31 protein-coding genes and 2 pseudogenes are annotated in these 23,056 nt (G+C 35.5%); 7 read left to right on the top strand and 26 right to left on the bottom strand.

The genetic code is table 11. The annotated features are described in order from the left end of the window. Positions 1-256 precede the first annotated feature (256 nt). From M44_RS08165 to M44_RS08140, 6 genes are all read right to left on the bottom strand, one after another. On the bottom strand, positions 257-700 hold the full coding sequence (locus M44_RS08165; protein ID WP_010172617.1) for a hypothetical protein: 444 nt from the start codon (positions 698-700) through the stop codon (positions 257-259). A 249-nt stretch (positions 701-949) separates the two neighbouring features. After that, entirely contained in the window at positions 950-1,213 is a 264-nt protein-coding gene (locus M44_RS21535) for a GNAT family N-acetyltransferase (protein WP_010172616.1), read from the bottom strand. An 82-nt stretch (positions 1,214-1,295) separates the two neighbouring features. Beyond that, positions 1,296-1,478 carry a hypothetical protein gene (locus M44_RS08155; protein ID WP_010172615.1) on the bottom strand — a complete coding sequence of 61 codons (183 nt, stop codon included), beginning with the start codon at positions 1,476-1,478 and terminating at the stop codon, positions 1,296-1,298. 64 nt (positions 1,479-1,542) lie between these two features. After that, positions 1,543-1,824, bottom strand: a complete 282-nt coding sequence (locus M44_RS08150) for a hypothetical protein (RefSeq protein ID WP_010172614.1) — start codon at positions 1,822-1,824, stop codon at positions 1,543-1,545. 70 nt (positions 1,825-1,894) lie between these two features. Then, positions 1,895-2,056: a hypothetical protein gene (locus M44_RS26890; RefSeq protein WP_010172613.1), complete on the bottom strand. Its 162-nt coding sequence runs from the start codon at positions 2,054-2,056 to the stop codon at positions 1,895-1,897. A gap of 35 nt (positions 2,057-2,091) precedes the next feature. Further along, complete coding sequence (locus tag M44_RS08140) at positions 2,092-2,403, bottom strand: hypothetical protein (protein ID WP_010172612.1); 312 nt, start codon at positions 2,401-2,403, stop codon at positions 2,092-2,094. Positions 2,404-2,618: 215 nt separating this feature from the next. On the opposite strand from M44_RS08140, the gene M44_RS08135 reads away from it, so the two are divergent. Together M44_RS08135 and M44_RS08130 are read left to right on the top strand one after the other, a co-directional pair. After that, the gene (locus M44_RS08135) at positions 2,619-3,011 is read left to right on the top strand and encodes an SET domain-containing protein (protein WP_010172611.1); all 393 of its coding nucleotides are present in this window, start codon (positions 2,619-2,621) and stop codon (positions 3,009-3,011) included. 205 nt (positions 3,012-3,216) lie between these two features. Next, the gene (locus tag M44_RS08130; RefSeq protein ID WP_010172610.1) at positions 3,217-3,441 is read left to right on the top strand and encodes a hypothetical protein; all 225 of its coding nucleotides are present in this window, start codon (positions 3,217-3,219) and stop codon (positions 3,439-3,441) included. A 26-nt stretch (positions 3,442-3,467) separates the two neighbouring features. Here the strand turns inward: M44_RS08130 and M44_RS28815 are convergent, their stop codons facing one another. From M44_RS28815 to M44_RS08095, 12 genes and pseudogenes are all read right to left on the bottom strand, one after another. After that, the gene (locus M44_RS28815; protein ID WP_081447457.1) at positions 3,468-3,653 is read right to left on the bottom strand and encodes a cold-inducible protein YdjO-related protein; all 186 of its coding nucleotides are present in this window, start codon (positions 3,651-3,653) and stop codon (positions 3,468-3,470) included. 34 nt (positions 3,654-3,687) lie between these two features. Further along, the gene (locus M44_RS28810) at positions 3,688-4,542 is read right to left on the bottom strand and encodes a 3'-5' exonuclease (protein ID WP_081447456.1); all 855 of its coding nucleotides are present in this window, start codon (positions 4,540-4,542) and stop codon (positions 3,688-3,690) included. Next, positions 4,488-4,757, bottom strand: a complete 270-nt coding sequence (locus M44_RS29385) for a 3'-5' exonuclease (RefSeq protein ID WP_337444060.1) — start codon at positions 4,755-4,757, stop codon at positions 4,488-4,490. Before M44_RS29385 ends, M44_RS28810 begins: the two co-directional genes overlap by 55 nt. Positions 4,758-4,841: 84 nt before the next feature. Next, a pseudogene (locus tag M44_RS29380) lies at positions 4,842-5,500 on the bottom strand (UvrD-helicase domain-containing protein); the annotation flags it as partial. A 50-nt stretch (positions 5,501-5,550) separates the two neighbouring features. Continuing rightward, positions 5,551-5,721 carry a hypothetical protein gene (locus M44_RS26885; protein ID WP_010172607.1) on the bottom strand — a complete coding sequence of 57 codons (171 nt, stop codon included), beginning with the start codon at positions 5,719-5,721 and terminating at the stop codon, positions 5,551-5,553. 92 nt (positions 5,722-5,813) lie between these two features. After that, positions 5,814-6,185, bottom strand: a complete 372-nt coding sequence (locus tag M44_RS08120) for a hypothetical protein (RefSeq protein WP_010172606.1) — start codon at positions 6,183-6,185, stop codon at positions 5,814-5,816. Positions 6,186-6,650: 465 nt separating this feature from the next. Next, a complete protein-coding gene (locus tag M44_RS08115) occupies positions 6,651-7,058 on the bottom strand; it encodes an NUDIX hydrolase (RefSeq protein ID WP_010172605.1) in 408 nt (135 codons plus the stop codon). A gap of 10 nt (positions 7,059-7,068) precedes the next feature. Continuing rightward, entirely contained in the window at positions 7,069-7,419 is a 351-nt protein-coding gene (locus M44_RS08110; protein ID WP_010172604.1) for a hypothetical protein, read from the bottom strand. A gap of 129 nt (positions 7,420-7,548) precedes the next feature. Next, positions 7,549-9,270, bottom strand: coding sequence for a DNA mismatch repair endonuclease MutL (mutL, locus tag M44_RS21525; protein ID WP_420167100.1), 1,722 nt, complete (start codon positions 9,268-9,270; stop codon positions 7,549-7,551). Between the two features lie 68 nt (positions 9,271-9,338). Beyond that, positions 9,339-9,467, bottom strand: a complete 129-nt coding sequence (locus tag M44_RS29865) for a hypothetical protein (RefSeq protein WP_420167099.1) — start codon at positions 9,465-9,467, stop codon at positions 9,339-9,341. A 13-nt stretch (positions 9,468-9,480) separates the two neighbouring features. Further along, the gene (gene mutS / locus M44_RS08100) at positions 9,481-12,084 is read right to left on the bottom strand and encodes a DNA mismatch repair protein MutS (RefSeq protein ID WP_010172603.1); all 2,604 of its coding nucleotides are present in this window, start codon (positions 12,082-12,084) and stop codon (positions 9,481-9,483) included. Positions 12,085-12,351: 267 nt separating this feature from the next. Further along, positions 12,352-13,467 (bottom strand): M20 family metallopeptidase, encoded by a 1,116-nt coding sequence (locus M44_RS08095; RefSeq protein ID WP_010172602.1) that lies wholly within the window; start codon positions 13,465-13,467, stop codon positions 12,352-12,354. Positions 13,468-13,606: 139 nt separating this feature from the next. Here M44_RS08095 and M44_RS28795 point away from each other — a divergent pair, with 139 nt between their 5' ends. Continuing rightward, entirely contained in the window at positions 13,607-13,729 is a 123-nt protein-coding gene (locus tag M44_RS28795; RefSeq protein WP_272941183.1) for a hypothetical protein, read from the top strand. 31 nt (positions 13,730-13,760) lie between these two features. Here M44_RS28795 and M44_RS08090 read toward each other — a convergent pair whose 3' ends face one another. Then, positions 13,761-15,926, bottom strand: a complete 2,166-nt coding sequence (locus M44_RS08090) for a sensor domain-containing diguanylate cyclase (RefSeq protein ID WP_010172601.1) — start codon at positions 15,924-15,926, stop codon at positions 13,761-13,763. A gap of 80 nt (positions 15,927-16,006) precedes the next feature. Between M44_RS08090 and M44_RS08085 the strand changes: the two genes are divergently transcribed. Both M44_RS08085 and M44_RS08080 read left to right on the top strand, forming a co-directional pair. Then, on the top strand, positions 16,007-16,396 hold the full coding sequence (locus M44_RS08085; RefSeq protein ID WP_010172600.1) for a C40 family peptidase: 390 nt from the start codon (positions 16,007-16,009) through the stop codon (positions 16,394-16,396). A gap of 16 nt (positions 16,397-16,412) precedes the next feature. Then, the gene (locus tag M44_RS08080) at positions 16,413-16,652 is read left to right on the top strand and encodes a hypothetical protein (RefSeq protein ID WP_029326799.1); all 240 of its coding nucleotides are present in this window, start codon (positions 16,413-16,415) and stop codon (positions 16,650-16,652) included. Between the two features lie 377 nt (positions 16,653-17,029). Here the strand turns inward: M44_RS08080 and M44_RS08070 are convergent, their stop codons facing one another. The 5 genes and pseudogenes from M44_RS08070 to proC all read right to left on the bottom strand — a co-directional run bounded on the left by M44_RS08070 (position 17,030) and on the right by proC (position 21,644). After that, positions 17,030-17,395, bottom strand: a complete 366-nt coding sequence (locus tag M44_RS08070) for a VOC family protein (RefSeq protein WP_029326798.1) — start codon at positions 17,393-17,395, stop codon at positions 17,030-17,032. 115 nt (positions 17,396-17,510) lie between these two features. After that, positions 17,511-18,059: an outer spore coat protein CotE gene (locus M44_RS08065; RefSeq protein WP_010172596.1), complete on the bottom strand. Its 549-nt coding sequence runs from the start codon at positions 18,057-18,059 to the stop codon at positions 17,511-17,513. 301 nt (positions 18,060-18,360) lie between these two features. After that, positions 18,361-19,620 carry a glutamate-5-semialdehyde dehydrogenase gene (locus tag M44_RS08060; protein WP_010172595.1) on the bottom strand — a complete coding sequence of 420 codons (1,260 nt, stop codon included), beginning with the start codon at positions 19,618-19,620 and terminating at the stop codon, positions 18,361-18,363. A gap of 114 nt (positions 19,621-19,734) precedes the next feature. After that, positions 19,735-20,761: pseudogene (gene proB, locus M44_RS21520) on the bottom strand (glutamate 5-kinase); the annotation flags it as partial. Between the two features lie 49 nt (positions 20,762-20,810). After that, entirely contained in the window at positions 20,811-21,644 is an 834-nt protein-coding gene (gene proC, locus M44_RS08040; RefSeq protein WP_040365373.1) for a pyrroline-5-carboxylate reductase, read from the bottom strand. Between the two features lie 302 nt (positions 21,645-21,946). Between proC and M44_RS26880 the strand changes: the two genes are divergently transcribed. Then, positions 21,947-22,111, top strand: a complete 165-nt coding sequence (locus tag M44_RS26880; RefSeq protein ID WP_155814926.1) for a hypothetical protein — start codon at positions 21,947-21,949, stop codon at positions 22,109-22,111. Then, a complete protein-coding gene (locus tag M44_RS29860; protein ID WP_081447454.1) occupies positions 22,051-22,317 on the top strand; it encodes a DUF2254 family protein in 267 nt (88 codons plus the stop codon). The genes M44_RS26880 and M44_RS29860 overlap by 61 nt, the downstream gene beginning before the upstream one ends. Here M44_RS29860 and M44_RS08035 read toward each other — a convergent pair. After that, on the bottom strand, positions 22,281-22,679 hold the full coding sequence (locus M44_RS08035) for a GNAT family N-acetyltransferase (RefSeq protein ID WP_010172591.1): 399 nt from the start codon (positions 22,677-22,679) through the stop codon (positions 22,281-22,283). The two genes, M44_RS29860 and M44_RS08035, sit on opposite strands and share 37 nt — an antisense overlap. Positions 22,680-22,744: 65 nt before the next feature. Further along, positions 22,745-22,975 (bottom strand): hypothetical protein, encoded by a 231-nt coding sequence (locus tag M44_RS08030; protein WP_010172590.1) that lies wholly within the window; start codon positions 22,973-22,975, stop codon positions 22,745-22,747. Between the last annotated feature and the right edge of the window lie 81 nt (positions 22,976-23,056).

Genomic DNA, 23,056 nt, shown 5'->3' with positions numbered 1-23,056 from the left:
ATCTTTCCATACCTCAAAGATATCGAATTCGTCCTTTGTAATTTTATGATATTCTGGAGTGTCTGAAAATCCTGTCAGAACTTCAAGTACGTACACATTTTTTATGAACACACCAACTGAAAGAATATAGCCTTTTTTAACTGTTTTAAAATCTTTATAGTTTATACGAGCAACTCCATAACTTTTTTATTTTCACTTGTAATTTAGTAAATATAAATTTAATTAGAGGAATATTTAATGGAGTATTAGGAGATATTTAGTTATTCCACCCTACAAACCAAGCGTTTTCACAAAATTCGTTCCACTCTAATGTAAAGCTTTCTGTTTCAATTTTTATACTACATAAATGACCTGTATCACTTTTGGTACATAAAATATCAAACGAATAATAATCATCAATAGGGCTCTGGTTTAATGTTAATATCTCTAACTCACCTAAGTCTGTAATGAATACTTGCTGATTTGAACCATCTTCTAAATGAATAATAGCCTTATTCAAACTTACTCCATTAAATACCAACTTCGATTTTCCAGTTGATTTAGCAACTTTATAAGGATTTAGAGGATGCCCTTCAGTAATATATACGAACTCAAATTCAAATACAACAGCATCATAAAGATGGTAAATTTTTTTCAATAAACAATCATGAAAACTAAAGTATTCAAAATAGGCATTAGAAGTTTTGTATTTCCAATTCATTATTTTTCACCTTTGTTCCTCTCAAAGAATCCGTTAACTGACAAGGGGACAGGGGCTTTGTCCTGCTGAAGAACTTGAACCTCAAATGAAATCCTACTTACTCTTAATTAAAAGCCTTGAGCTTCGGATCAAGGCTTTTTGTTTTTTGTTAAATCCGTTTTAGCATTTTAGTGGTAGGGGGCAGTAGAATCATAGGGTTCGTTAGATTAGCTAAGGTAGAAGACAAGGTCCCTGTCCCCTAATGAACAATTAGAGTAGACATTCTAATTGAATATCTAAAGGCTCTCTCAAATAAATTTCTTGATTCATTTCTTCCGCAAGTGTACATCCCATACTTTTGTAGAAGGATATCGTTTCCACAGAAGGGTGAGCCCCAATATATAGTTTGTCCCTTTCCATCCCTTTAGCCACTTTCTTTACTGCACTAAATAATTCTCTCCCTACCCCTTTCCCTCTGGACAATTTGGTTACATGAAAATAGGACAGTTCACAGTAAGAATGTTTTACCCCCAAATGATTTGTACTCTAAAATCGCAAAGGCTATCATTTGCTTTTGATCTTCTATAGTTAGTACGGCTCCTTGATGAGCTAGTGTTCATTTCATATGAGCACAAATCTCACGCTTTTTCTCTACGCTCCATTCCTCTACAAAGAAATCCTTCGTTTCGCTTTCTATCCCATCTATTACTCTGTATACCTTACATGTTTCTTGGTAACGATCGAATGTATGGAGTAAATCTTCTGTTATATCTCTAAGTTTTAATATATTTATGTTCATGGTTTCTCCTATTACTATTCAATTACTAGTGATGCATTGTTCAACACAGCCCGTTTAGGCCACCTTACTGTGAAACAGCATGTTTTCTTAAAAAATGATCTAATTCTTTCCATGAATGATAAAATTCATGGTTTTGGCCATTTTTCGAATGAACGATTTTACTTCGCTTGACTTTAAATTGTTCAATGGGTAAGCAGGCAAAACTTTCGTCCATCATATTATATCCTACAATAAAATCTAAAAGTGGATATTTCGTATTTTGGCTTGCCCTTGATGAGAAAGCATCAATTTTATATACGGGATGAGGTGAAGTTTTATAAGAAGGATCATGCTGAAGATTTCTCACAAGTATATTCGCTTTATCTTTCCCATTGGAGATTGTTAAATAATAGTTTGAATGACCTTGAAACTCCTACTCACAAAGTACCCTTTTCTACCAATAAATCAGATACTATTTTACTAGCTTCTTGTTGACTGTAAGGCTTCACTTTATCTTTTAAGAGTAATGTCGCTTGATTGATCGTTAATTGAAACCCATAAAAAATCATGGCCATAGTAAGAGATGAACCCATTTTCAATGATTGAGCATACTCTCTTAACCTCTTCCATGTCTTTACGCTTCGTACATTTGAGTCTTAGGCCCTCTCCAAATTTGTTCATTTATTTTTTTTAATTCTTTCTCCATGTTTAAAGCTTTTAAACTATCATAATTAAGATGAACGATGATACCTGTTTTTTTCCGTGGTACTAATTCCTTTGTTTCATTCGCAATAAAGCCTAATTCTCGTTGACCATTTTGTAGCGGCTGAGGAAGTATTAGCTTTACTCTATTATTTTTTTCATGTTCTATATTTAGTTGTACTTTTATTCGGCTAAAATAGTGACACCCTTCTTCGAACATTTCGCGAGCTTTTTTCTCCTTCATCGAACCCCTCCATTCAACAGTACTTATAGTATAACAGTAATTTACAGAAAATTAATATTATTTTATAATTTTAACAAAAGCACGTTCTCTTACTCTTTCCTATCTTTTTATTCTTTATTATGCTATAGTATGGTTCATCGAAAACGAATACTATTTTCATTGTATAATGGTATTTATTATAATCGTAACTATTTTTACATAAAGCAGGTGATCGTTTGATCGAAATAAAAAACTCTCCTCTAAGCGATGGAGAATTTAATCGGGGAGTATTTGCAACTGTATCTATTCCCAAGAATACGTTGATTCATGAAGCTCCTGTCCTTGCCTATCCAAACGAGGAACATGAGCATATTGAGAAAACCTTACTCAGTGATTATGCTTTTGAATATGGAATTAATCATAGCGCTATTTTGTTAGGGTATGGAATGCTCTTTAACCACTCCTATACACCAAATGCCTATTATGAAATTAATTTTGATCATCACACGTTTGAGTTCTACGCATATCGTGACATCTCTGAGGGAGAAGAAATTTTAATTAACTACAATGGGGATGTAGATATACAAGATCCTCTTTGGTTTGATTTAGAAAAACAAGAAAAGAAATAAAGAAATCCGCTAGATTTTAGGTCTAGTGGATTTCTTTATTCATTATTACTATACAAGTTTCGTCATAAACTTATTTGATTCGTTACCTTAACTTAATTTTCTCCCACATTTATACATGATATAATGACCATACCAACATCAAAAAGAATGTTGAACAGTTAGTAACAACTAGTTAACCTACTGCCTAATAAAGGGGGAATAAGACATGACCTACGATCAATTAAAAACTTCACTATCTATATTAATTCAAAATCCTGAGTCAGATATAATTTTTACTTGTAAAAAATCAGTAAGTGGTCAATCAGTTAAGGTATCCTATTCCCACCATCAATTCAATTTATATACGGAAGAACATAGGATAGGTAGTTATGACTGTATTGATGAACTTATTCAGATATTATTACAAGATGATATGGAAAGCTACCAATAGGTTGGCTCGCTTACCTAACGCTGCCATCATATTCTTGACCTGATCATTCTCTCTTTTTTAACCATACTTGAATGGCAAAGGGCACAGGTTGGAGAAGTCACTTCATCTGTTATTCGTTTCCATCCTATACACTCCATGTTTTGACAGTCCCAAACAATTGCCTTCTCAGTCGATAGATTTGTAGATGTACTCGACTTGGTGCCATTTTTCAAATTTGAAACATTATCCCCACCACGAAATGGTTCCCTAAAAAATCTTGAACCTCAAGTTTTCTCCTCTATAAACTTTTGGTGAGCTTATATATAATTCATCTATTGCACGAGTAACCGCAACGTAAGCGAGCCGTCTCTCTTCCTCTATGGCTAATAATTGTTGTTTTAATTCCTTCTTTTTCTCTATGACTAAATCGGTTCGATTATTTATATCCAATGCAGAACTGTGAGGAAGGATCTTTTCAGATGCCCCAATTAAAAAAACGGTCTTGAATTCTAATCCTTTTGACTTATGAATGGTCAGCAGTTGAACCCCTTCTCCGTTTTGATTCTTTATAAGAGTTTGATGCTTTTCAATCAAATGATCAACAAAGCTTAATAGTTCAGCTACAGTACCAAATCGCTTAGCAGAAGATTCTAGTTCAGCAAGCATTTCTTTTAATGTTTCTTGGTGAATGGTGGACACCTTTACCTCGTCCGCTTCAAGGTATCGATCATAAAATTCTCGTATCTTCTTGATTCCATTAAGGGGTGAATAGATTGATAAACTATTGATTAAAGAAATTCTTTCTTTTAACTTGAAGCGTTGAAACTCTCGAATCCCTTCCCAATTTAGTAGATGTTCAAGTGGATAATCAATTGGGTTTCGTCTTTGACTATCTGAAATATAGGAAAAGGCTTTTTCCCGATTCACATACAGTGTTGGAAGGATATTTCTTAGAGCCTCTAGGTTTTTTGGGTACAAACTTAGTCTTAAATAATCAAGGGCTATTTTTATTGTACTTTGCTGGTAAAATAATTCTTGGGTTTGATATGTACTAAAGGGTATCTCTTTTAGTACAAATTGTTCAAACATGGAGCGACTATTACTTGCTGTTCGATAAAGGATGGCAAAATCACGGTATTCTTTCCCTTTAACTTTACATCGCTTCTTATTTGGTCAAGAACCCATTCAGCCTCTTCGTCTGTAGTATCAGGCCTTAAGAATAAAGGCTTTTCAACCGCCTCCCTAATCGCCTTTAATTTCTTTTGATGTCTATACGTGTTGTTTTGAATAATCTCATTACCTAAAGTAAGGATATGATTGCTAGAACGATAATTGATGGTCAGCTTCTTAACGTTGCACCCAGGAAAGTCACGATGAAAATTAAGTAAGTGCTCTTGATTTGCACCATTAAATGAATAGATGGTTTGATCATCATCTCCAACTACAAATAAATTTTTAGTGGGTTCAGCTAGCAGTTTAATTAATTCATATTGAACAGGATTAGTATCTTGAAACTCATCACAAAGGATGTGGGTAAATCTAGCTCTCATTTGCTGTAGAATCGTTTCATCCTGCTGTAAGAGGTCTAATGAGAGTTCTAGAATGTCATCAAAATCCATATAATTTTGTTCAGATTTCCACTTTTCATATTGTATTAAAACTCTCTTTATCTCTTTCTCAGTACTAGTTCGTTCTGGTAAGTCTCCCACTTTTTTATCATGACTTTTGTAATGAGAAAGTAAAGATAGCAGAGTTTCCGGTTCCATATCTCTAGCCACTCCACTACCTTTTAAGATCATTTTCATAGCCGTGTGCTTATACTTTTCATTCGATAATATAGTTTGATTAAATCCCTTAGCTCTTAGCAGTTTTAAAAAGATGGAGTGAAAGGTACCCATGGTGAGCCCATTCCTACTAGGTTGAATACCTGTTAGTATTGAAATTCGATCTTTCATCTCTTCAGCTGCTTTTTTAGTAAACGTGACTAATAATATATGATAGGGGATATTTTCATTTGTTGAATTAAATAACCTGTTCTTGAAATAAGTACACTCGTTTTTCCTGCTCCAGCACCAGCTATGACTAGAGCTGGACCATCGCCATGACGTACAGCCTCGATTTGGTCTTTATTTAAATAAACCCTTGTTTCTCTAGTTGGATAAAAAAGTGATAATCAGCTTCGCTGCTGTTTACAATATCTTTAGAGGTTAAAGGTTGCTCTATTTTCATCGTAGGTAAGTTAGTTGTACCACCTTCAGGAAGAATAGAAATAATGTTCTTCCTCGCTAATTCTTGCACCATCGTGTCATTCCTTTGTTAATCATTTTCTTTTACTATCTTATAAGAGAAATGAGAATGATGAAAGAACTATTTGTAGGTTCAAAGGTTTTATTTTAATTTAGAAGAGAAAGAATGTTTAGTAAGACGACTACAATTACGAATATCATTTGAGGAAGGGCTGATTTAAGAAGCTCTTGTCTTTTTAAAAGAGCGATAGAAATAAATGTGAGAAAATTTAAACTAACCACCATAGAGTATAATGTGGTTGCAAGAATAAGGAAAGGGAAAATACCCAAGGAAGATAGAATTTGAAAACTACTTAGGAATAATAGTAAAACACCACCTTGGAAAATCATGATCTTCACCGAATAAAGGCTTTCACTGCCTGCTCCTTCTGCTTTCAGTTGAGGGAGCTGAACCTTCTCACCATATAGAATATGAGCAATTCCTAATAAAAATAAAAAACATCCGGATAGTAAACTCATTCCTGCTCACTCCCTTAGGAAAATATAAATTGAAATAGTCTGATTTTATAGTATTACTAAAAAATTGTTTCACCTTTAATGGTCATACATTATACTTTACGTATATGCCTAACTACGGAGAATTACAATGAACGTTTTACTTATTTTTTCTTATTTCAATTTTTCTTTGTTTTTATCTTTATTTTTTTTCTTTTTACCTATTCGATAACATGTTCAGCTTGCCTTTAGGATTATTTGAATTTATATTTCTTACCCTATTTGTCTTACTAGTTATCATCATTTTTTATTTTTCACTAAAGCTTTTTATTGATACAAAATCGATTTCACTTTTTAGTAAGATTATTAGTATATTTTTTTCCTTCCTCAGCTCTTTTACACTATATATCACCCTAACCAATTCATGGGACAGGCTACTCTACTAAAAGAGCTTCCAATAAAAATAGGAAGCTCTTTTCACGTTCTCAGTTAAAATTCTATAAAGAATGGATCCTGTGTTGGGTCAAGACACATTTCAATTCGTTTACTGAAATTGCTCCATTTGACCATTTGAAGGGCATCTTCTACTTTGTAGTATCCTACCTCCACACTTTCTGGTGAGGTTGTTAATTCTCCGCCTATTGGCTTTGCTAGAAACAAAGTATTGCATATGCTTTTCTCAACATTTTGAAATACTCCACAAAAACGTTCAATTTCAACAAGTATACCGCTTTCCTCGAGTGTTTCCCGAATGGCCGCGGCACTTAAGGATTCACCTTCTTCTACCTGACCACCTGGCATTTCCCAACCTCTTTTTGGCCCTTTAATTAATAACAATTCATGTTTATCATTCAATACGATGGTTGCTGCTGACACGATATGTTTAGGTGTTGCCATTTTTCTCTCCTTATTGAATATTTAACCAAAGATAAATTCCTATGACTCCAATAATAAGAGTTAATAAGCTCCTTCGTTTACTAAACTTCCATAATGAAAATACAAGGAATATAAAGGACAACAAAAACAAGGCACGCCTTACTATAATTATACGTGGATGAAACAGCTGTTGAAATAGATACGTTTGTAATAGTAGACCACCATACATCCCAACCACAGAGAATTCCACCATGCGAGACCTTGGAATATGAGCCTCTTGTTCTTTATCACGTCGATGTAATCCTACAACCATAGAAATGATAGGTATCGATAATAGTGCAAATACTCCTAAATACTGTAAGAGCACAATGAACAGATCCATTTCGAACCGTACTCCTTATCCTATAATCTGTATGTATGATAACTCCCACTTAACTATACCATTAATGGTCATGTATAAAATAAAAAAACAGCCTTTATCGACTGTTTTTCAGAAGAAATAGAGATACCTTTACATAACTCTCTTAAACATTTTTTCTAGCTCATATGTGGTTAAATGGACGATGATGGGCCTGCCATGAGGACAGGTAAATGGATCTTCGGACTGTCTTAATTCATCTAATAAGCTTTGGATTTCGTCCTGACGTAGATGATGATTAGCCTTAATAGACCCTTTACAACTCATCATAATCGCTGCTTCTTCTCTAAGTTTTTTTACATCTACTCGTTTCATTGAAAGAAGTTGTTCGATCATTTCTTCCATCACTTCTTTTTCTTCTCCTCTAGGAAGCCATTGAGGATGAGAAGAACTGATAAATGAATTCTGACCAAAGGGTTCTAAAAAGACACCAACCTTTTTTAGCTCTTCAAGATGTTCTTCAATTTTCATGGTTTCATCCGTAGAAAATTCAAACGTAAAAGGAACCAGAAGCTCTTGTAGCTCTCTATCCACGACGCCTACTTTTTCACGAAAGAACTCATATTTGATTCGTTCTTGAGCCGCATGCTGGTCTATTAAATACAATCCATTCTCATTTTGAGCAAGAATGTATGTGCCATGCATTTGACCTATAGGATACATGACCGGGACTCTTGATTCAGGATTAGCCTCTCTCTTCTCTTTTACAACTGCTTGCTGATTGGTAACCACCTGTTCAACTAATGTATGATTCGTTGTATCGTGAGAATCCTTTGTTTCTTTTGTTGTTTCCCACTGACTAACATGCCTGTTACCTTCTTCTTTTATCACATGATTTCGTTGCGGATTAGATAAATAAGACGAGTCTACTTCATTTTTAATATACGTATTTTCAAGATGTTGATTAGTATTAATAAATGGCAGATCAGAGGATTCTATTTCCTTCGTAAAAGGATCTAGTTCAAACTCACCTTGCTCACTTTTTTCCTTTTCAAGCTTAGGGGCATTGTATGCAGAAGGAATCAATTGCTGATTCTTAAATGTATCTTTAATCATAGTAGTGATAACTTCATAGAGCTCTTGTTCCTTACTAAGTCGAACTTCCATTTTTGAGGGATGCACATTCACATCTACCAAAATAGGATCCATTTCAATGGTTAAAAGGACAATCGGAAAACGACCGATCGGTAACAATGTATGATACCCTTCCTGAATTGCTTTAACTAACCCATAATTTTTAATAAAACGCCCATTAATCATGGTGGAAATATAATTACGAGACGCCCTTGTTACTTCTGGTAGAGCGATATGCCCCCGGACTGAATAATCTAGGCTATCAACAGAAACAGGGAGCATTTTTTTCGCAATATTCATACCGTAAATGCTTGCAAGTACCTGTCTTACATCTCCATTACCTGCTGTTTGTAATAGGGTTCTTTCGTTGTGTCTCAAAATAAACGCAATTGAAGGATGTGAAAGCGCTAAACGGTTGATTGTATCAGTTATATTTCCTAATTCCGTATGGATCGTTTTCACATATTTTAAACGAGCAGGCGTATTAAAGAACAAGTTCGAGACCGTTATATCTGTCCCTTTCCTACTTGGGCCTTTTTCTTCTTCTACAATTTTTCCGCCTTCTAATTTAATGTACGTACCTGGTCCGTCCCCTGTAGATGAACTCATTTCTACTATACTAACTGAAGCGATTGATGGAATGGCTTCCCCTCTAAAACCTAAGGTTCGAATACGAAACAAGTCATTCTCATCTTTAATTTTGCTAGTCGCATGTCGATGAAATGCCTTTTTTGACATCATCTTCTTCTATTCCATCGCCGTTATCGACAATTCTAATTTTGAAAGGCCCGCTTCTTCTAAGAAAACTTCTATTCTAGTCGCTTTTGCATCGATACTATTTCCACTAATTCTTTCACTACCGATGCTGGTCGTTCCACTACTTCTCCTGCTGCTATCTTATTTGAAAGTGAATCATCTAGCAGGACAATTTTCCCCATGAATCTTAACCTCCTAACGGAACTTTTTCTGAAGCTGATACAATGTATTCATTGCTTCAAGTGGAGTCATTTCTAGTAAATTCAGCTCTTGAATTTCTAGTAGTAAGGACTCTTCCTTTTTAGAGCGTTTAATAACTGGTTTTTCCTTTTCAATGTCCGTTCCGAATAATGACAATTGAGTTAATGAGTCATTAACCTTTAACGGTTGACTATTATTTTTAGTAGTTGTATTTGTTGCTTCACTCTGATGCTCTAAATTCTCTAGCAATTCTTTAGCCCGCTTAATTAACGATTCTGGTAGATTAGCCAGTTCAGCAACATGAATTCCATAACTCTTATCGGCTGGGCCTTCCTTAATTTTATGCAGAAATACAACCTTACCATTATGCTCCATCGCACTTACATGAACATTTTGAAGCATGGAGAGCTTTTCTTCTAAAACGGTTAGCTCATGATAGTGAGTACTAAATAGTGTCTTACATCCAATATTTTCATGAATGTACTCAATAATAGCTTGAGCTAATGCCATGCCATCGTACGTGCTCGTCCCTCTACCAATTTCATCAAATAAAATAAGACTATTTTCAGTCGCATATGTTATGGCATTTCTAGCTTCTAACATTTCTACCATAAACGTACTCTGACCAGAAATTAAATCATCGGCAGCTCCAATTCTAGTGAAGATTTGATCAAAGATTGGAAGATTAGCGGATGTTGCTGGAACATAGCATCCAATCTGAGCCAAAATACTCGTTAGCGCGACTTGTCTCATATAAGTAGACTTACCACTCATGTTTGGACCTGTGATGAGAAGTAACTCGCTCTCCCCGTTCATGTGACAGCTATTTGGCACATATTCCTGTGCATTCATTACTTTTTCTACAACAGGGTGTCTACCATCTTCAATAACAAGGTGACGCTCTTGATTGAATTGGGGTTTCACATACTGCCTTTTTTCAGATATCGTTGCGAAACCTTGCAGCACATCTACTTCACTAACAAGCTTTGCTAGTTTTTGTAGTCTAGGAATAAACTCTTTCACTTGTTCTCTTATCAATTGAAATAACCTATATTCTAATTCAACACTTTTTTCTTCTGCTTCTAGTATTAAGCTTTCTTTCTCTTTTAGTTCCGGTGTTATAAATCGTTCAGCATTTGATAGCGTTTGTTTACGGTCATATCTTCCTTCCTCAAGCAAATGAACATTTGCCTTAGTCACTTCGATATAATATCCAAAAACACGATTATAACCAATCTTTAGTGATTTAATCCCCGTTCGCTCACGTTCACTAGCCTGAAGCTCCGCTATCCATGTTTTCCCATTGCGACTGGCATGACGATATTGGTCTAGTTCTTCGTTATAGCCATCACAAATAATGTTACCTTCCTTTAATGAAAGGGGTGGGTCCTCCACAATGGATTGATCTAACAAATCTGTTAAATCCTCACAAGGATCTAACTGATTTGCTAGATCATGTGATAGGTTATTGTCTATAGATAAAAGGATATGTTGTAAATAGGGTATTTGAGTAAGAGATCTTTTCAGTTGAACAAGGTCTCTAGGACCAACGTTACCAAATGCTACACGACCAGCTAATCGTTCTAGATCATATACTTCTTTTAGTTTTTCTCTTATTTCTTCTCTTTCGAAAAATCGTTCCAGTAATAGTTGGACAACTTTTTGTCTGTTTTCTATATCCGATAGATTAATTAAAGGTCGATCGATCCACTGTTTTAACCTTCTGCCTCCCATGGCGGTCATGGTTTCATCAAGAAGCCAGAGTAGAGAACCTTTTTTACCTTTACTACGTATAGTTTCAGTTAATTCTAAATTTCGTTTGGAATAATGATCCATCTTTAAATAGTTCATCACATTATACCATTCGACAGGTTGGAGATGGTCTAAGCTTCTTTTTTGGGTGATAGACAAATAATTTAAAAGTCTTCCTGCTGTTTGAACAGCTTTTTCACTTTTTAACTGGTTAAAGAAACCTTCAATACTCTCTAACCTTTCCGTACGCTTTTCGAACGAAATCGTTACAGAGAATCGTTCTTTTAGTGTTTGTTGTAAGTGCTCGTTCAAATCAGGATCACATATGATTTCTTTCGTTCCAATTGTATTAATCTCACTAAGTGCCTCATCAAAGCTATTCACAATCGTCGCTTTGCTCTCTCCTGTAGACAAATCTGCATAGGCAAGAGCAAACGTTCCATCAGAAAACTCTGAAAGGCTGGTAATATAATTATTCTCTTTTTCTACTAAACTTTTTCCTTCCATCACTGTCCCAGGGGTGATTAACTGGACAACCTCTCTTTTCACTACACCTTTAGCCAGTTTTGGATCTTCTGTTTGTTCACAAATCGCGACTTTAAACCCTTTTTGCACAAGTTGTTCTATATAGTTAGGAGCTGAATGATAGGGAACCCCGCACATTGGAATTCGGTCTTCATCTCCACCATTCCGACTTGTGAGCGTAATCTCTAATTCTTGTGATGCTTTTATTGCATCATCAAAGAACATTTCATAAAAATCTCCTAAACGGAAAAATAAAAAGGCATCCTGATAATCTGCCTTTACTTGTAGATATTGTTGGATCATGGGCGTATAATTTGCCATATTCTGTCACCTTTTTCGTACAGTTTCTCTAAGATTTAATTATAGCATAGTTTAAGAACTTGGACAGTAGCATAAACAATATGGAAAAGACAACCTCTAAGAAATAGGCTGGGTTGAAGAACGCCTCCCGTATTCCCTAAAATAGCTGCTTTCTTTTGAAGCGTTTTAGTTCTAAAACGTTGCAGAAAAATAGGACAAAATTATTTACAAAAGCTCAAAAAATAAAAAAGCCCTTTAATGAGCTTTTCACAAATACTATTTTTTAGTCTACTCTTTTACTTTTTTTAGGGTTAATTGTTTAATAATCATAGCTAATAAGTGAGTTCGCTCTACCAATGAATCGATTTCGATATATTCCTTATCACTATGAGCATTTCCACCAATAGGACCTAATCCATCTACTGTTGCTATGCCTAATGCAGCAGTGAAAGAAGCATCAGATCCCCCTCCAGTAGCTGTATCAACAATTTCCACCCCAATTTTATCTCCTATTTCTTGAATCACTCGTATTAAACTTTGAGTCTTCTTTGTTTTCTCCATAGGAGGTCGATTCATTTCACCCTCAAATACGATGGATGTTCCTTTTACTTCGGTGGAAGACACAATCTCTTCCATTTTTTCTTCCAATTCTTCCGCTTGAGAAGCGTCTTTTACTCGAATGTCAATTGTAGCCTCTGCGTGATCAGGAATCGTATTTGGAGAAGTACCTCCTTCTATTACACCTACATTCACACTAATTCCATGTTCTGGGTCAGACAACTGATAGAATTGTATAATCTTATGAGCAAGTTCCTCAATAGCACTTCTACCTTTTTCAGGTTCAATTCCAGAATGAGCTGCTTTGCCTTCAATGGTTAACGTATAATTACCTTTTCCTCTTCGTGAACTGACAATACTTCCATCTTTTCTTGCTGGTTCCATTACTAATGAATAACGAGCATTTTTCGATTCTTTTTCTATTAACTCTCTTGATGTAGGTGAACCTATTTCTTCATCGCTATTTAATATAATTTTCACATTACTTAGTTCATTTCCATGGTTTCGCTGTAAGGCTTTCATTGCAAAGTACAATGTAACCAAACTACCCTTCATATCCGCTACACCTGGACCATATGCACGGCCATCTATAATAGAAAAGGGGCGATCAAGAGCTGTTCCCATAGGGAACACTGTATCTAAATGAGCGAGTATAATAATTTCAGGCTGATCACATCGATGGTGCGTTAGTACATAGTGATTTCCATACTCTTTATTCTCAATTTTTTGCATATTAAATCCTATTTCACTAAACAATTTAGTGATGATATGCCCTACTGCATCTACGCCTTGTTTATAATTTGAACCACTATCAATATTTACTAAAGTTTCCAAAAGCTTTAGCATATCAATTTCTTTTTTGCTTGATATATTCTTCCATGACTTTCTAATCCTACTTTCTATCCTTGCAAAGCTGTTTTTATCTATTATACATTATCTTGTTTCTAGTTTTTTTATATCTGTAAATATAATGGTGTAGTATGACATGTATAGCTTACAAAAAAGATTTACTCTAATGGGTCTGTTAAACAGCGCTGCCCGATTCCAGCAAAATGACTTCGCTTTCCGCGTGGAGTTGATGGAAATGAACGAACATATGGTTCATTAGCAACAAACTTTACGACAAGAGAGTAATTTTACTAATTCATACCTTTGTGGATGACTCGGTTTCTCCCATTATTTTTTGCATAATACAAGGATTCATCTGCTTCTTGAACTAATTGTGAAATTGTCTTTGTACTCTTAATACCTGTTGAGATTCCGATACTAAGGGACAATGGTATCGTAATTCCTTCAGGTAATTGGAATGGATGATCTAGAATGGTCATCCGTAAATTTTCTGCAAATGTATAGGACTCTATTTCATCGGCATTTTGAAGGATGGCAATGAATTCTTCTCCTCCATACCTTCCAATAATCCCTTTATCCCTAAATGCTTCATTTAATTTAGATGACACATACATTAACACTTCGTCACCTTTCATATGTCCAAAAGTATCATTAATCTTTTTAAAATAGTCCATATCAATTAATAGCAATGAAAGTGGTAAATCGAGTTGATTGGAAACTCTGTATATCTCTTCTGCTTTTTCAAAGAAGAATTTACGGTTATAGAGATTAGTTAAATGATCAAACATAGCAGATCTTTTAAGAGATTCGTAGCTTTCTATTTGATCCATTTTACTAACAAAAAGATGTTGAAATGATTCTGCTAGGACTGTTGCTTCCTGATCATTTAATTTATCTTCTTTTTCCGTAAACACCATAAACATTCCTGTTAAGCTTTTAAGTTGAATAGGAATGATTAATAATCCAAGGACCACTTGGTTGAACTCCATTTCATTTGGAGCCTGCTTTAATGGGTATGGTTTGTCCATAAACTTGTACAGTTTTAGAGGATCAAACGAGATAGAATGTTCTGCTTTGTTACTTATGATCGTCCATTTTTTATCCGATACTTGTTTAACGAACACGCCGTTTTCAAAGTGTGTCACTTCCATCAAGGAATCGAGTGCACTATCTATGGTTAAATTGATATCTGTATACGTAGACATCTGATTGAATGATTTTTGTAGTAGAGTTTGAATAAAATACTTTCTTTCTTCTCTCCTCTTTTCTTCTTTTACCATATTGATTTGATCAGCTAGGGCTAGTGATAAAACGAATACTTCAACTAATCCTCCAATCTTGGGACCATATAATGTAATAAACGTTAAAGGGAGTAGCTTAAATGCCGCTAATAAATTTAAAGCAATGCCAGTAAATAATAATCCCCAAGCACTTAAATAAAATTTAGCCGCACGTGAACGAGTACGAACACTAATTAAAATGGCTATATTTAATACAAGAAACACAGCTGAGACAAGTGTACTTAGCATGGTGGAGAGGGATATGTTTAATAGAAATGGGATTATGAATACTATTGAACTAATAACAACAAAATGATCTATCACTTTAGAAAGTTTAGGTGACAGTGTATCCAATTGAAGAAAGTGTTTAGCAAATAGTAAGGAAAATAAGGAAGTGAATATAATGGCTAGCGAATTAGATCGTAACGCGATCCAAGGAAGTTCACTCCATAACCATTGAGAAGCAAACCCATCCCAAATAGCTTGTAAAACAGTAAACCCAGTTAAGAATAAAATATAGTACAAGTAGGTTTTTTGCCGTAAAGAAATATATAGGAAACTATTATATATAATCATAGCAATCATAACACCGTAATATATTCCAAAAACCATTTGATTTTTATATTGCTGTTCTAAGAAGGTTTCAGGTTCCCACAGTATCACAGGTGCTTGAAAAAAAGAATCCGTAGAGATTTTAAAATACACATCTTTTTGTTCATTTCCAGCTAATGTAAGTGGAAATACAAAATGACGATGCGCTATTTTTCTATCTGAAAAAGGATAAGCATACCCTGTTTCATCTAGTAATACTAACTGATCTCTTTCCTTACTAAATACACTTATATAACTCAAATGAGGTTTTTGAATTTCTATATAAAATTGGATTGGTGTAGGTTCACCATTCTTAAGAGTCGTCTTTAACCAATATGTCGCATTCGACACATCGCCTGCAGCATCTGTATGAATAAAATCCTTAAACTGATTTTCATATTTTAATATACTTGAATCATTTTTTATCACACTGTCACGATCAACATAGAACTGTAAGTTATTTACTAAATCTAACTTAGTTGTTTTTGACGTGATTTCAACAGTTTGGGTGCTTGCTTGTAAGTTAAATGGAAAAAGACTAAAGAATATTACGAAAAATAGGATGATATTCCTTATTAATTTCATAAAATGGCTCCTATATCTTTAATGAATAGTATAATTATAGTAGAAGAACCATCATTTTCACAGTAGTTGGAGGGAAATTAATGAAAACAATCCATTTTGATGAAGTTTATAAGGTTGCTAGGACTGGAGATTTAATATTGTTTAGCGGACAATATGCAATGAGTAAGCTTGTCGAAAAACTAGAAGGAAGCAAGTGGTCACACGTTGGAATGGTCTACCGTCCTGATCCTCACGGTGAAGTATACTTGTTTGAATCCACCGCACTTACGAACTTAGAAGATGAATTCGTGCATGATCATAAAACTGGACCCAAAATAGTGAAACTGATCGATCGATTAAAAACGTACGGGAATGATTTGGAACCTTACATCCCGCCCCAATACGCTATTAGACACTTAACACTTCATACTGGCACGATCAATAGCGAAAAATTACAATCCTATATGAATGAAGTTTCATGGAATCCCTAATCCAACAGAATGGACCATGATTGAAGAAGTAATTGAAGGAAGGCTCTTTCATATTCAGTCTAAAAATAAAGATTATACATGTAGTAAATTAATAGCTGAAACCTATGAAATCCTTGGGATATTTCAGCCATCTTTACCCTTAAATGGATATATGCCAAGTGATTTTTCTACTGGAGGAAAAGTAAGCTTACATAACGCTGCTTTATCTGAAGAACAGCTTATATCACTACAACTTGAAGACATGGGGGTAAATTGAAGGAAAGTTAGGTTTAGATCATGTTGAATGCAACCTCTGCGCTTTGATTCAAGTTCCTAAATAACTAGTTTTTATTTCCAGTTCGTTATATACTATAATTGGAACTTTTTAACTTATAAGTTTACGATTGTAAACTTGAGGGAATACCTTGCATAAGTAGAGGTGAACATTTATGTGGAAGATATTACTCCTAATCATAACTCCATTTATTTTTTTAGGTCTAATCGAAGAAAGTATTAATTTTTTTGCTAAACGAGCAATTTTGCCTGACTCAGCTAAGACTACTGCGCAAAATGAGAAACCGAAATGGAAATTACCTTCAATTAAAATGAAAGCACAGTAGACCGCTTAGAATTTTTCTAAGCGGTTTATTTTTCCTACTCCTCTGTAAAGGACAGAAATTCTAATCGATTTCCAAAAGGGTCCAGTACAAATATCCGTTCCCTGCCTTCTATAGGCTCATCCTCTAAGAATGATACGTTCTTTTGATCAAAGTGAGCCTTCACTTCCTCTATACTTTTAACAATAAATCCTGGGTGTCCTTTTCTAGTAGGCTTAAATGGTTCCTCAACTCCTATATGGACCTCTTGATTACCACACTGAAACCAGCATCCCCCTCGAAGCTGTAAATGTGAAGGCTTAGGAATTTCGACCATTTTAAGTATTCCTCCATAAAACGCCCTTGCTTCTTCTTCACAGCCTTTTGGTGCAGTAATTTGAATGTGGTCAATCCCTTCAATCATGTTATCCCCTTCTATCCTATAGAATACTCCAATTATACCATCCTGTGTGTAGTGCTTTTTTGGTTCCATGAAGAAAGGACACAAAAAAACCAGGAAGATTTCTCTCCCTAGCCCTTTATTCGTCTTCTTCTACGTCTAACAAAAAATCTGGATCTAATTCGTCTAATTCGTCATCATCAAAGTCATCATCGTCAAAATCCCAATCATCTTCACAACCGTGTGGATCTACATGAACACACACTTTCGTTTCACCAATGACTTCTACAACAAATTCTCTTTCTACCTGCACAATGATTTTGTTCCCATTTGGTGAAATAACAGCTTCCACACAGTTTGGTTGCTGAACGACTGTTGCGATTACTTCTCTGTCATCTAGACAATCCGGGTCACGATACTTTAACCGGATAACATCAGTGTATTCAACAGTTTCAGTTACAACGGATGTTTTACTATTATCGTTATGGGAATACCAAACATTAATATCATACGATCCGTAAATTTCAACCTTTTTCCCAACTTTACGAGCTTCATATTCATGATTGATAATCCAGCAACCTAAAATGCTCGATGGGTGATGCGGTGGACAAATTGTGTGATGGGATTGTGTAAATTTGCGTCCCTTTGCAACGACCGCTTTCGTAATAATTTCTCTAAAATCTGCCATACGAGCCTAACCTCCTCATTCGTTCTCATTCTTATCCTATGCATCCATCTAGACGTTTGTTCCAACTATTTTAGGTAAAAGTCCCGATTTGTTTGAGAGAGAGGTAAATTGCTACGAATAAATAGGGATTTATACAAGTTCTTTCTCGCCCAACATCTCTATATTCATATGCTACAAATAGAAAGAACTGAACCATTATTAAAAAGAATTTTAGGAATTGAACTTCTTTAAACGGTCGCCACAAAAAAACCTTCTAGCTCACTTAAAACAGTTCACTAGAAGGTATTTAGAAATGATATGATTATCGAATTTGACCATTTCCACTCATTAAAAATTTAATCGTAGTTAAAGCAGGGAGACCCATCGGACCGCGTGCATGTAGTTTTTGAGTAGAAATCCCTATTTCTGCCCCAAGACCTAATGCTCCTCCATCTGTAAATCTCGTGGATGCATTATGATACAGTGCTGCTGCATCTACTAAGGTGAAAAATACGTTTGCCTGTTCAGCATCTTCTGTAATAATAGCTTCAGAATGTTTGGTTCCGTATTGGTCAATATGGCTGATAGCTTCTTCTGTTGAAGACACGATCTTCATTGCGATATCTAGGCTTAAAAACTCATTCTCCCATTCAGAAACACCAGCAAGTGATGAGCCTGGAATGATTTTAACTACATCTGGATCACCATGTACGTTAATAGTATGTGATTGAAGGGCAGAAATTAGTTCTTCTTTATGTTGACGTAGCCACTCTCTATGCACAAGAATGGTTTCTGCAGCATTACAGACAGCAGGGCGATCTGTTTTTGCGTTAATGAATATGGATAACGCTTTTTGAACGTCAGCAGATTGGTCTATATAAAGATGGCAATTTCCTACACCTGTTTCAAGAACTGGCACTGTTGCATTCTGAACAACAGCCTGGATGAGAGAGCCTCCTCCACGGGGAATTAGTACATCAATATAGTCGTTCATCGTAAATAGAGCTTTAGTTGCCTCACGGTCCGTACTATCAATAAATTGAACGGCTTCTCTTGGAACCGCTGTTTGCTCTAGAGCTTGGTGAATGACCCCAACAATTGCTCGATTAGAATGAATGGCGTTTGAACCACCCTTAAGAACAATACTATTCCCTGATTTTAAAGCTAGTCCCGTAGCATCTACCGTAACGTTTGGACGTGCTTCATAAATCATTCCAATGACTCCTAGGGGAACCGTTACCTTTTTCACATGGAGACCATTATCTAATGTCCAATCAGAAATGGTATGCCCTGTCGGGTCTGTAAGAGTTGCAACTTCTCTTAGTCCGTTAGCAAATTCAACCACGCGATCCTTTGTAAGAGTGAGTCGATCCATTAGTGCAGGATCAAACCCTTTCTCAACACCACTGTCTAAGTCTCGGTTATTCGCTTCAAGGATTTGTTTATAATGGGTTTCTAAGGAATCTGCTAATTGGTATAGTGCTTCATTCTTTTCTTTAGTGGTTAACATTGCCATTTTCTTTACCGCACTTTTTGCTTCAATTGCTTGGTTTTCAATATTCGTAACAGTTGTTACGGTCATCCAATCCCTCCTAAATTTATACACCTACCGGTATTTCAATATCTAAATGACAAACAAAATCGTCCTTGTTAATGACGGAAAGTTCATTTTCAGATTCGTGTTCTTTCATTATTCCTAGTTCCTCAGAAGAATAATTAATAATGCCAAGACCTATTTCAAAGCCCTGTTCATCACGGATTCGAACGACAACTCCTTTGCTAAACTGACCTTTAACTTGTAAGATTTGTGTTTGAGTAATATCCTTCATTTCTTCTACCATTACATCTTTTCCAGATTTATATACCACAACTTCACCTTCAGGACCAGAATTAAAGGCTAACCATTTTTTCTTTTTGATTTAAGCTAATCATGTTTGAGCTGTATTCAAAATATGTTCCCACAGCCTTATGATAAACAGCATCATAAATGATATTAGGTGTACCAGCCTTGCCTAAAAAAGAGTGAATTCCTGAAGCCATGGCAATTTTAAAGGCATTTAATTTTTGATTTCATTCCGCCTGTTCCCACAGCACTACCAGGATCTCCAGCTGCCGCTTCAATTTCTTGTGTAATTTCTGTCACTCGTTCAACTAACGTTGCATTCTTATTTTTACGAGGGTCACTGTTATATAGCCCTTCAATATCTGATAAAATGATTAGCTTATCGGCATCTACTAACCCTGCAACTTTAGCAGAAAGGGTATCATTATCACCAAAGTTTAAACGGTCAATGGTAATGGTGTCATTTTCATTCACTATGGGAATAATCCCTCGCTCTAATAAAACGTTTATTGTATTCCTGGCATTGTTGTATCGGTGTTCATCTAAAAAATCACTTCGCGTTATTAATATTTGGGAAGCTACGTATCCATGAGATAAAAAATAAATCGGAATAGGACTCAATCAATAATCCTTGACCGATACTTGCTGCTGCCTGTTTTTCTGGTAAGGAATCTGGACGTGTAAGACATCCTAATTTTCGGTATCCTGCAGCTACGGCACCTGAAGACACTAGAAGTACTTCATGACCGTCGTCTTTTAATTGAACGATTTCATCTACTAATCTCTCTAACTTTTTCCGGCTAATTTCACCGTGGACGCTCGTTAAAGAACTACTGCCAATTTTAATAACAACCCTATAGTTCTGGGCACCGCTTGACATCTTATCACTCCTGTTTTTCTCTACTCTATTCTATCTTTTTTTAGTTACATTAGCTCATCACTAATTGTTGCTGTAATTGTTCACTTATTTCTTTTGATCTCTTTGAAGCACTCTCGACAGCTTTATAGATGGCCTCTCCTCCACCATTTTCACGAAGAGCATCTAAACCAGCTTGTGTTGTACCGTTTGGTGAAGTAACGTTTTCCCTTAGCTCAGCAGGTGTTTCTTCTTGCTCTAGAATCATCTTTGCAGCCCCTAAAATGGTTTGAGCACCTATCTCACGTGCTAGTTCTCTAGATAATCCTTCTTTCGCCCCTACTTTTTCAATATGTTCCATCAAATAATAGTAGTAAGCAGGACCACTACCTGCAATACCAGTGAATATATCCATTTTATCTTCATCAATGAGAAAAACTTCACCCATGCATTGTAGCAAAGCTTTGGCCAATCGAACCTGTTCCACGGATACAAACTGTCCCGTCGATATCGCTGTTGCAGATTCCTGCATCATACTTGAAGTGTTTGGCATCACACGGATGATCGGATGATCATTTGAAAATGCGTCTTCAAGAAATGAAGTCGTTACACCTGCCAATACAGATAGTACAAGCTGGTTGTTTGATAGCTCAAGTGAATCTACAGCCTTTTGAACATCTTTAGGTTTCATCGCTAATATCACTACATCGATTTCATTAAAATTTACATCCTTTAATGGTAGTGCTTTAATACCATAATTCGCATTTAATTCTTCTAATCTCTCTTGGTTACTACGATTGGTTACAATGATTTGGTCTAATGGAATTTCATTTGACTGTACAATCCCTGCAATCATGGCCTCTGCCATAGATCCTGCCCCTAAGAAGGCTATTGTTTGAGTAAACACATCCCCACTCCCTTTTGCTCTCGTTCGTTTTTTAACAGTATTGATCGTAACATCCTCAAGTTTTATTTCAACCGTTTCACGGAATGTTATGACTATAAGTGCGAGATAGTGAGTGAAAGCGGTAACATTCTCTCGTATATCCTTATAATCCTTTCTCAAGCATGTAGAAAACGTCTAAGCCCTGGATATCGGGGAATTTTAGCGCTTAAAATTGCTGGGCTGTTAAATTTTAAATGGTTTGTGAATACAGAGGTATCGATTTGAGAATCATATGCCTATTATTTAAAAAGGATATGAAACTGATGAAGCAGCTATATTTTACTGTAAAAAATAGTCTTTGGTTAATACCAGGGCTATATAGCTTGTTAGGATTATTTATTGCCTTGATTAGTATATATTTTGATATATATGTGTTAAAAGGAACCTCTCATTCTACTGTAAAGGGTCACATTATTTATCTCGAGTAGATGTAACAAATCTACGTAAACTTGCTCTAGAGCAGGGAATATTTATTGAATTTCATCATAAAATTGGGGAGTTTATGACAACCCATCAAAAAGTATTTACAGTCTATAAAAAGGAGGAGGAACTTTCCGAAGAACTTGTGAATGAAACGGCGGATTTTATAACATTAAGTCAAAATCGAAGCACAAACCAGGATTTTTGTTCATAGTACGTACGAGATTCACTACTAGCTAACATTTCCATCCTTGTTTCAGGATAAAGAGAATGAACATAGTCTATTAAAATTTTACCGACACCTAGTCCACGATAGCGTTTATCGATTAAAATTTCACAGATATATAGTGTAATTTTTGTATCTGTCAGACCTCTCACATATCCAATCAGTTCTCGCTTTTCATTGATTACTACGTAAGCGATTGTCGAGTGGTCCCAAGCCTCACGGGTATTAATATGTTTAGCTACTAGATTGCTCCATTCTTCTTTTTCATTCAAACTATGAATTTCTTTAAAATGGGAAGGGGTATATGGAACGATTGCTGACTTTTGGCCATTTCGTAATTGAATGTTCATGTTTCACGTTTCTCCCCTTGGTAAAATGGCTATAAACAGAAACCCTTCGTTTCCAGTATACAGACCTAGTGTAAACTTCTTATCTCCAAAGTAAAATGGAATGGCCGATTTAAAATTAGGACCATCAAATTCACATGTATTACGTTCCCTGTTTTCTCTACATGAAGAACCCAAAAAGGAAATAACGGCCTATTGCTTGAATTATGTAGCATGCTTTCTTGGTATTCCTTGTCATCTAATCGGTACCTTTTTCTTCTCCGTCTCATCTTAGCTGTTGCATCAATGGAATCACTCATAGCTTAGACCTTCTGATTTTAGTTCCATGCAGATTTCTGAACTCGAAGTGTTCATAGTAGTACCTTTCTTACCCAGTATCA

This window comes from Bacillus coahuilensis m4-4 (genome assembly GCF_000171615.1).
In the GTDB taxonomy this organism is placed as follows: domain Bacteria; phylum Bacillota; class Bacilli; order Bacillales; family Bacillaceae_K; genus Bacillus_T; species Bacillus_T coahuilensis.
This window is presented reverse-complemented; position numbering and strand designations above follow the sequence as displayed.

Coding starts and splice junctions, on each gene's coding strand:
- M44_RS08165 (WP_010172617.1), bottom strand. CDS start 700: ATGAATTGGAAATACAAAACTTCTAATGCCTATTTTGAATACTTTAGT.
- M44_RS08155 (WP_010172615.1), bottom strand. CDS start 1,478: ATGAACATAAATATATTAAAACTTAGAGATATAACAGAAGATTTACTC.
- M44_RS08140 (WP_010172612.1), bottom strand. CDS start 2,403: ATGAAGGAGAAAAAAGCTCGCGAAATGTTCGAAGAAGGGTGTCACTAT.
- M44_RS08130 (WP_010172610.1), top strand. CDS start 3,217: ATGACCTACGATCAATTAAAAACTTCACTATCTATATTAATTCAAAAT.
- M44_RS26885 (WP_010172607.1), bottom strand. CDS start 5,721: ATGGTGCAAGAATTAGCGAGGAAGAACATTATTTCTATTCTTCCTGAA.
- M44_RS08120 (WP_010172606.1), bottom strand. CDS start 6,185: ATGAGTTTACTATCCGGATGTTTTTTATTTTTATTAGGAATTGCTCAT.
- M44_RS08115 (WP_010172605.1), bottom strand. CDS start 7,058: ATGGCAACACCTAAACATATCGTGTCAGCAGCAACCATCGTATTGAAT.
- M44_RS08110 (WP_010172604.1), bottom strand. CDS start 7,419: ATGGATCTGTTCATTGTGCTCTTACAGTATTTAGGAGTATTTGCACTA.
- mutL (WP_420167100.1), bottom strand. CDS start 9,270: ATGATGTCAAAAAAGGCATTTCATCGACATGCGACTAGCAAAATTAAA.
- M44_RS29865 (WP_420167099.1), bottom strand. CDS start 9,467: ATGGGGAAAATTGTCCTGCTAGATGATTCACTTTCAAATAAGATAGCA.
- mutS (WP_010172603.1), bottom strand. CDS start 12,084: ATGGCAAATTATACGCCCATGATCCAACAATATCTACAAGTAAAGGCA.
- M44_RS08095 (WP_010172602.1), bottom strand. CDS start 13,467: ATGCTAAAGCTTTTGGAAACTTTAGTAAATATTGATAGTGGTTCAAAT.
- M44_RS28795 (WP_272941183.1), top strand. CDS start 13,607: ATGTATAGCTTACAAAAAAGATTTACTCTAATGGGTCTGTTAAACAGC.
- M44_RS08090 (WP_010172601.1), bottom strand. CDS start 15,926: ATGAAATTAATAAGGAATATCATCCTATTTTTCGTAATATTCTTTAGT.
- M44_RS08085 (WP_010172600.1), top strand. CDS start 16,007: ATGAAAACAATCCATTTTGATGAAGTTTATAAGGTTGCTAGGACTGGA.
- M44_RS08080 (WP_029326799.1), top strand. CDS start 16,413: ATGATTGAAGAAGTAATTGAAGGAAGGCTCTTTCATATTCAGTCTAAA.
- M44_RS08070 (WP_029326798.1), bottom strand. CDS start 17,395: ATGATTGAAGGGATTGACCACATTCAAATTACTGCACCAAAAGGCTGT.
- M44_RS08065 (WP_010172596.1), bottom strand. CDS start 18,059: ATGGCAGATTTTAGAGAAATTATTACGAAAGCGGTCGTTGCAAAGGGA.
- M44_RS08060 (WP_010172595.1), bottom strand. CDS start 19,620: ATGACCGTAACAACTGTTACGAATATTGAAAACCAAGCAATTGAAGCA.
- M44_RS26880 (WP_155814926.1), top strand. CDS start 21,947: ATGAAGCAGCTATATTTTACTGTAAAAAATAGTCTTTGGTTAATACCA.
- M44_RS08035 (WP_010172591.1), bottom strand. CDS start 22,679: ATGAACATTCAATTACGAAATGGCCAAAAGTCAGCAATCGTTCCATAT.
- M44_RS08030 (WP_010172590.1), bottom strand. CDS start 22,975: ATGAGTGATTCCATTGATGCAACAGCTAAGATGAGACGGAGAAGAAAA.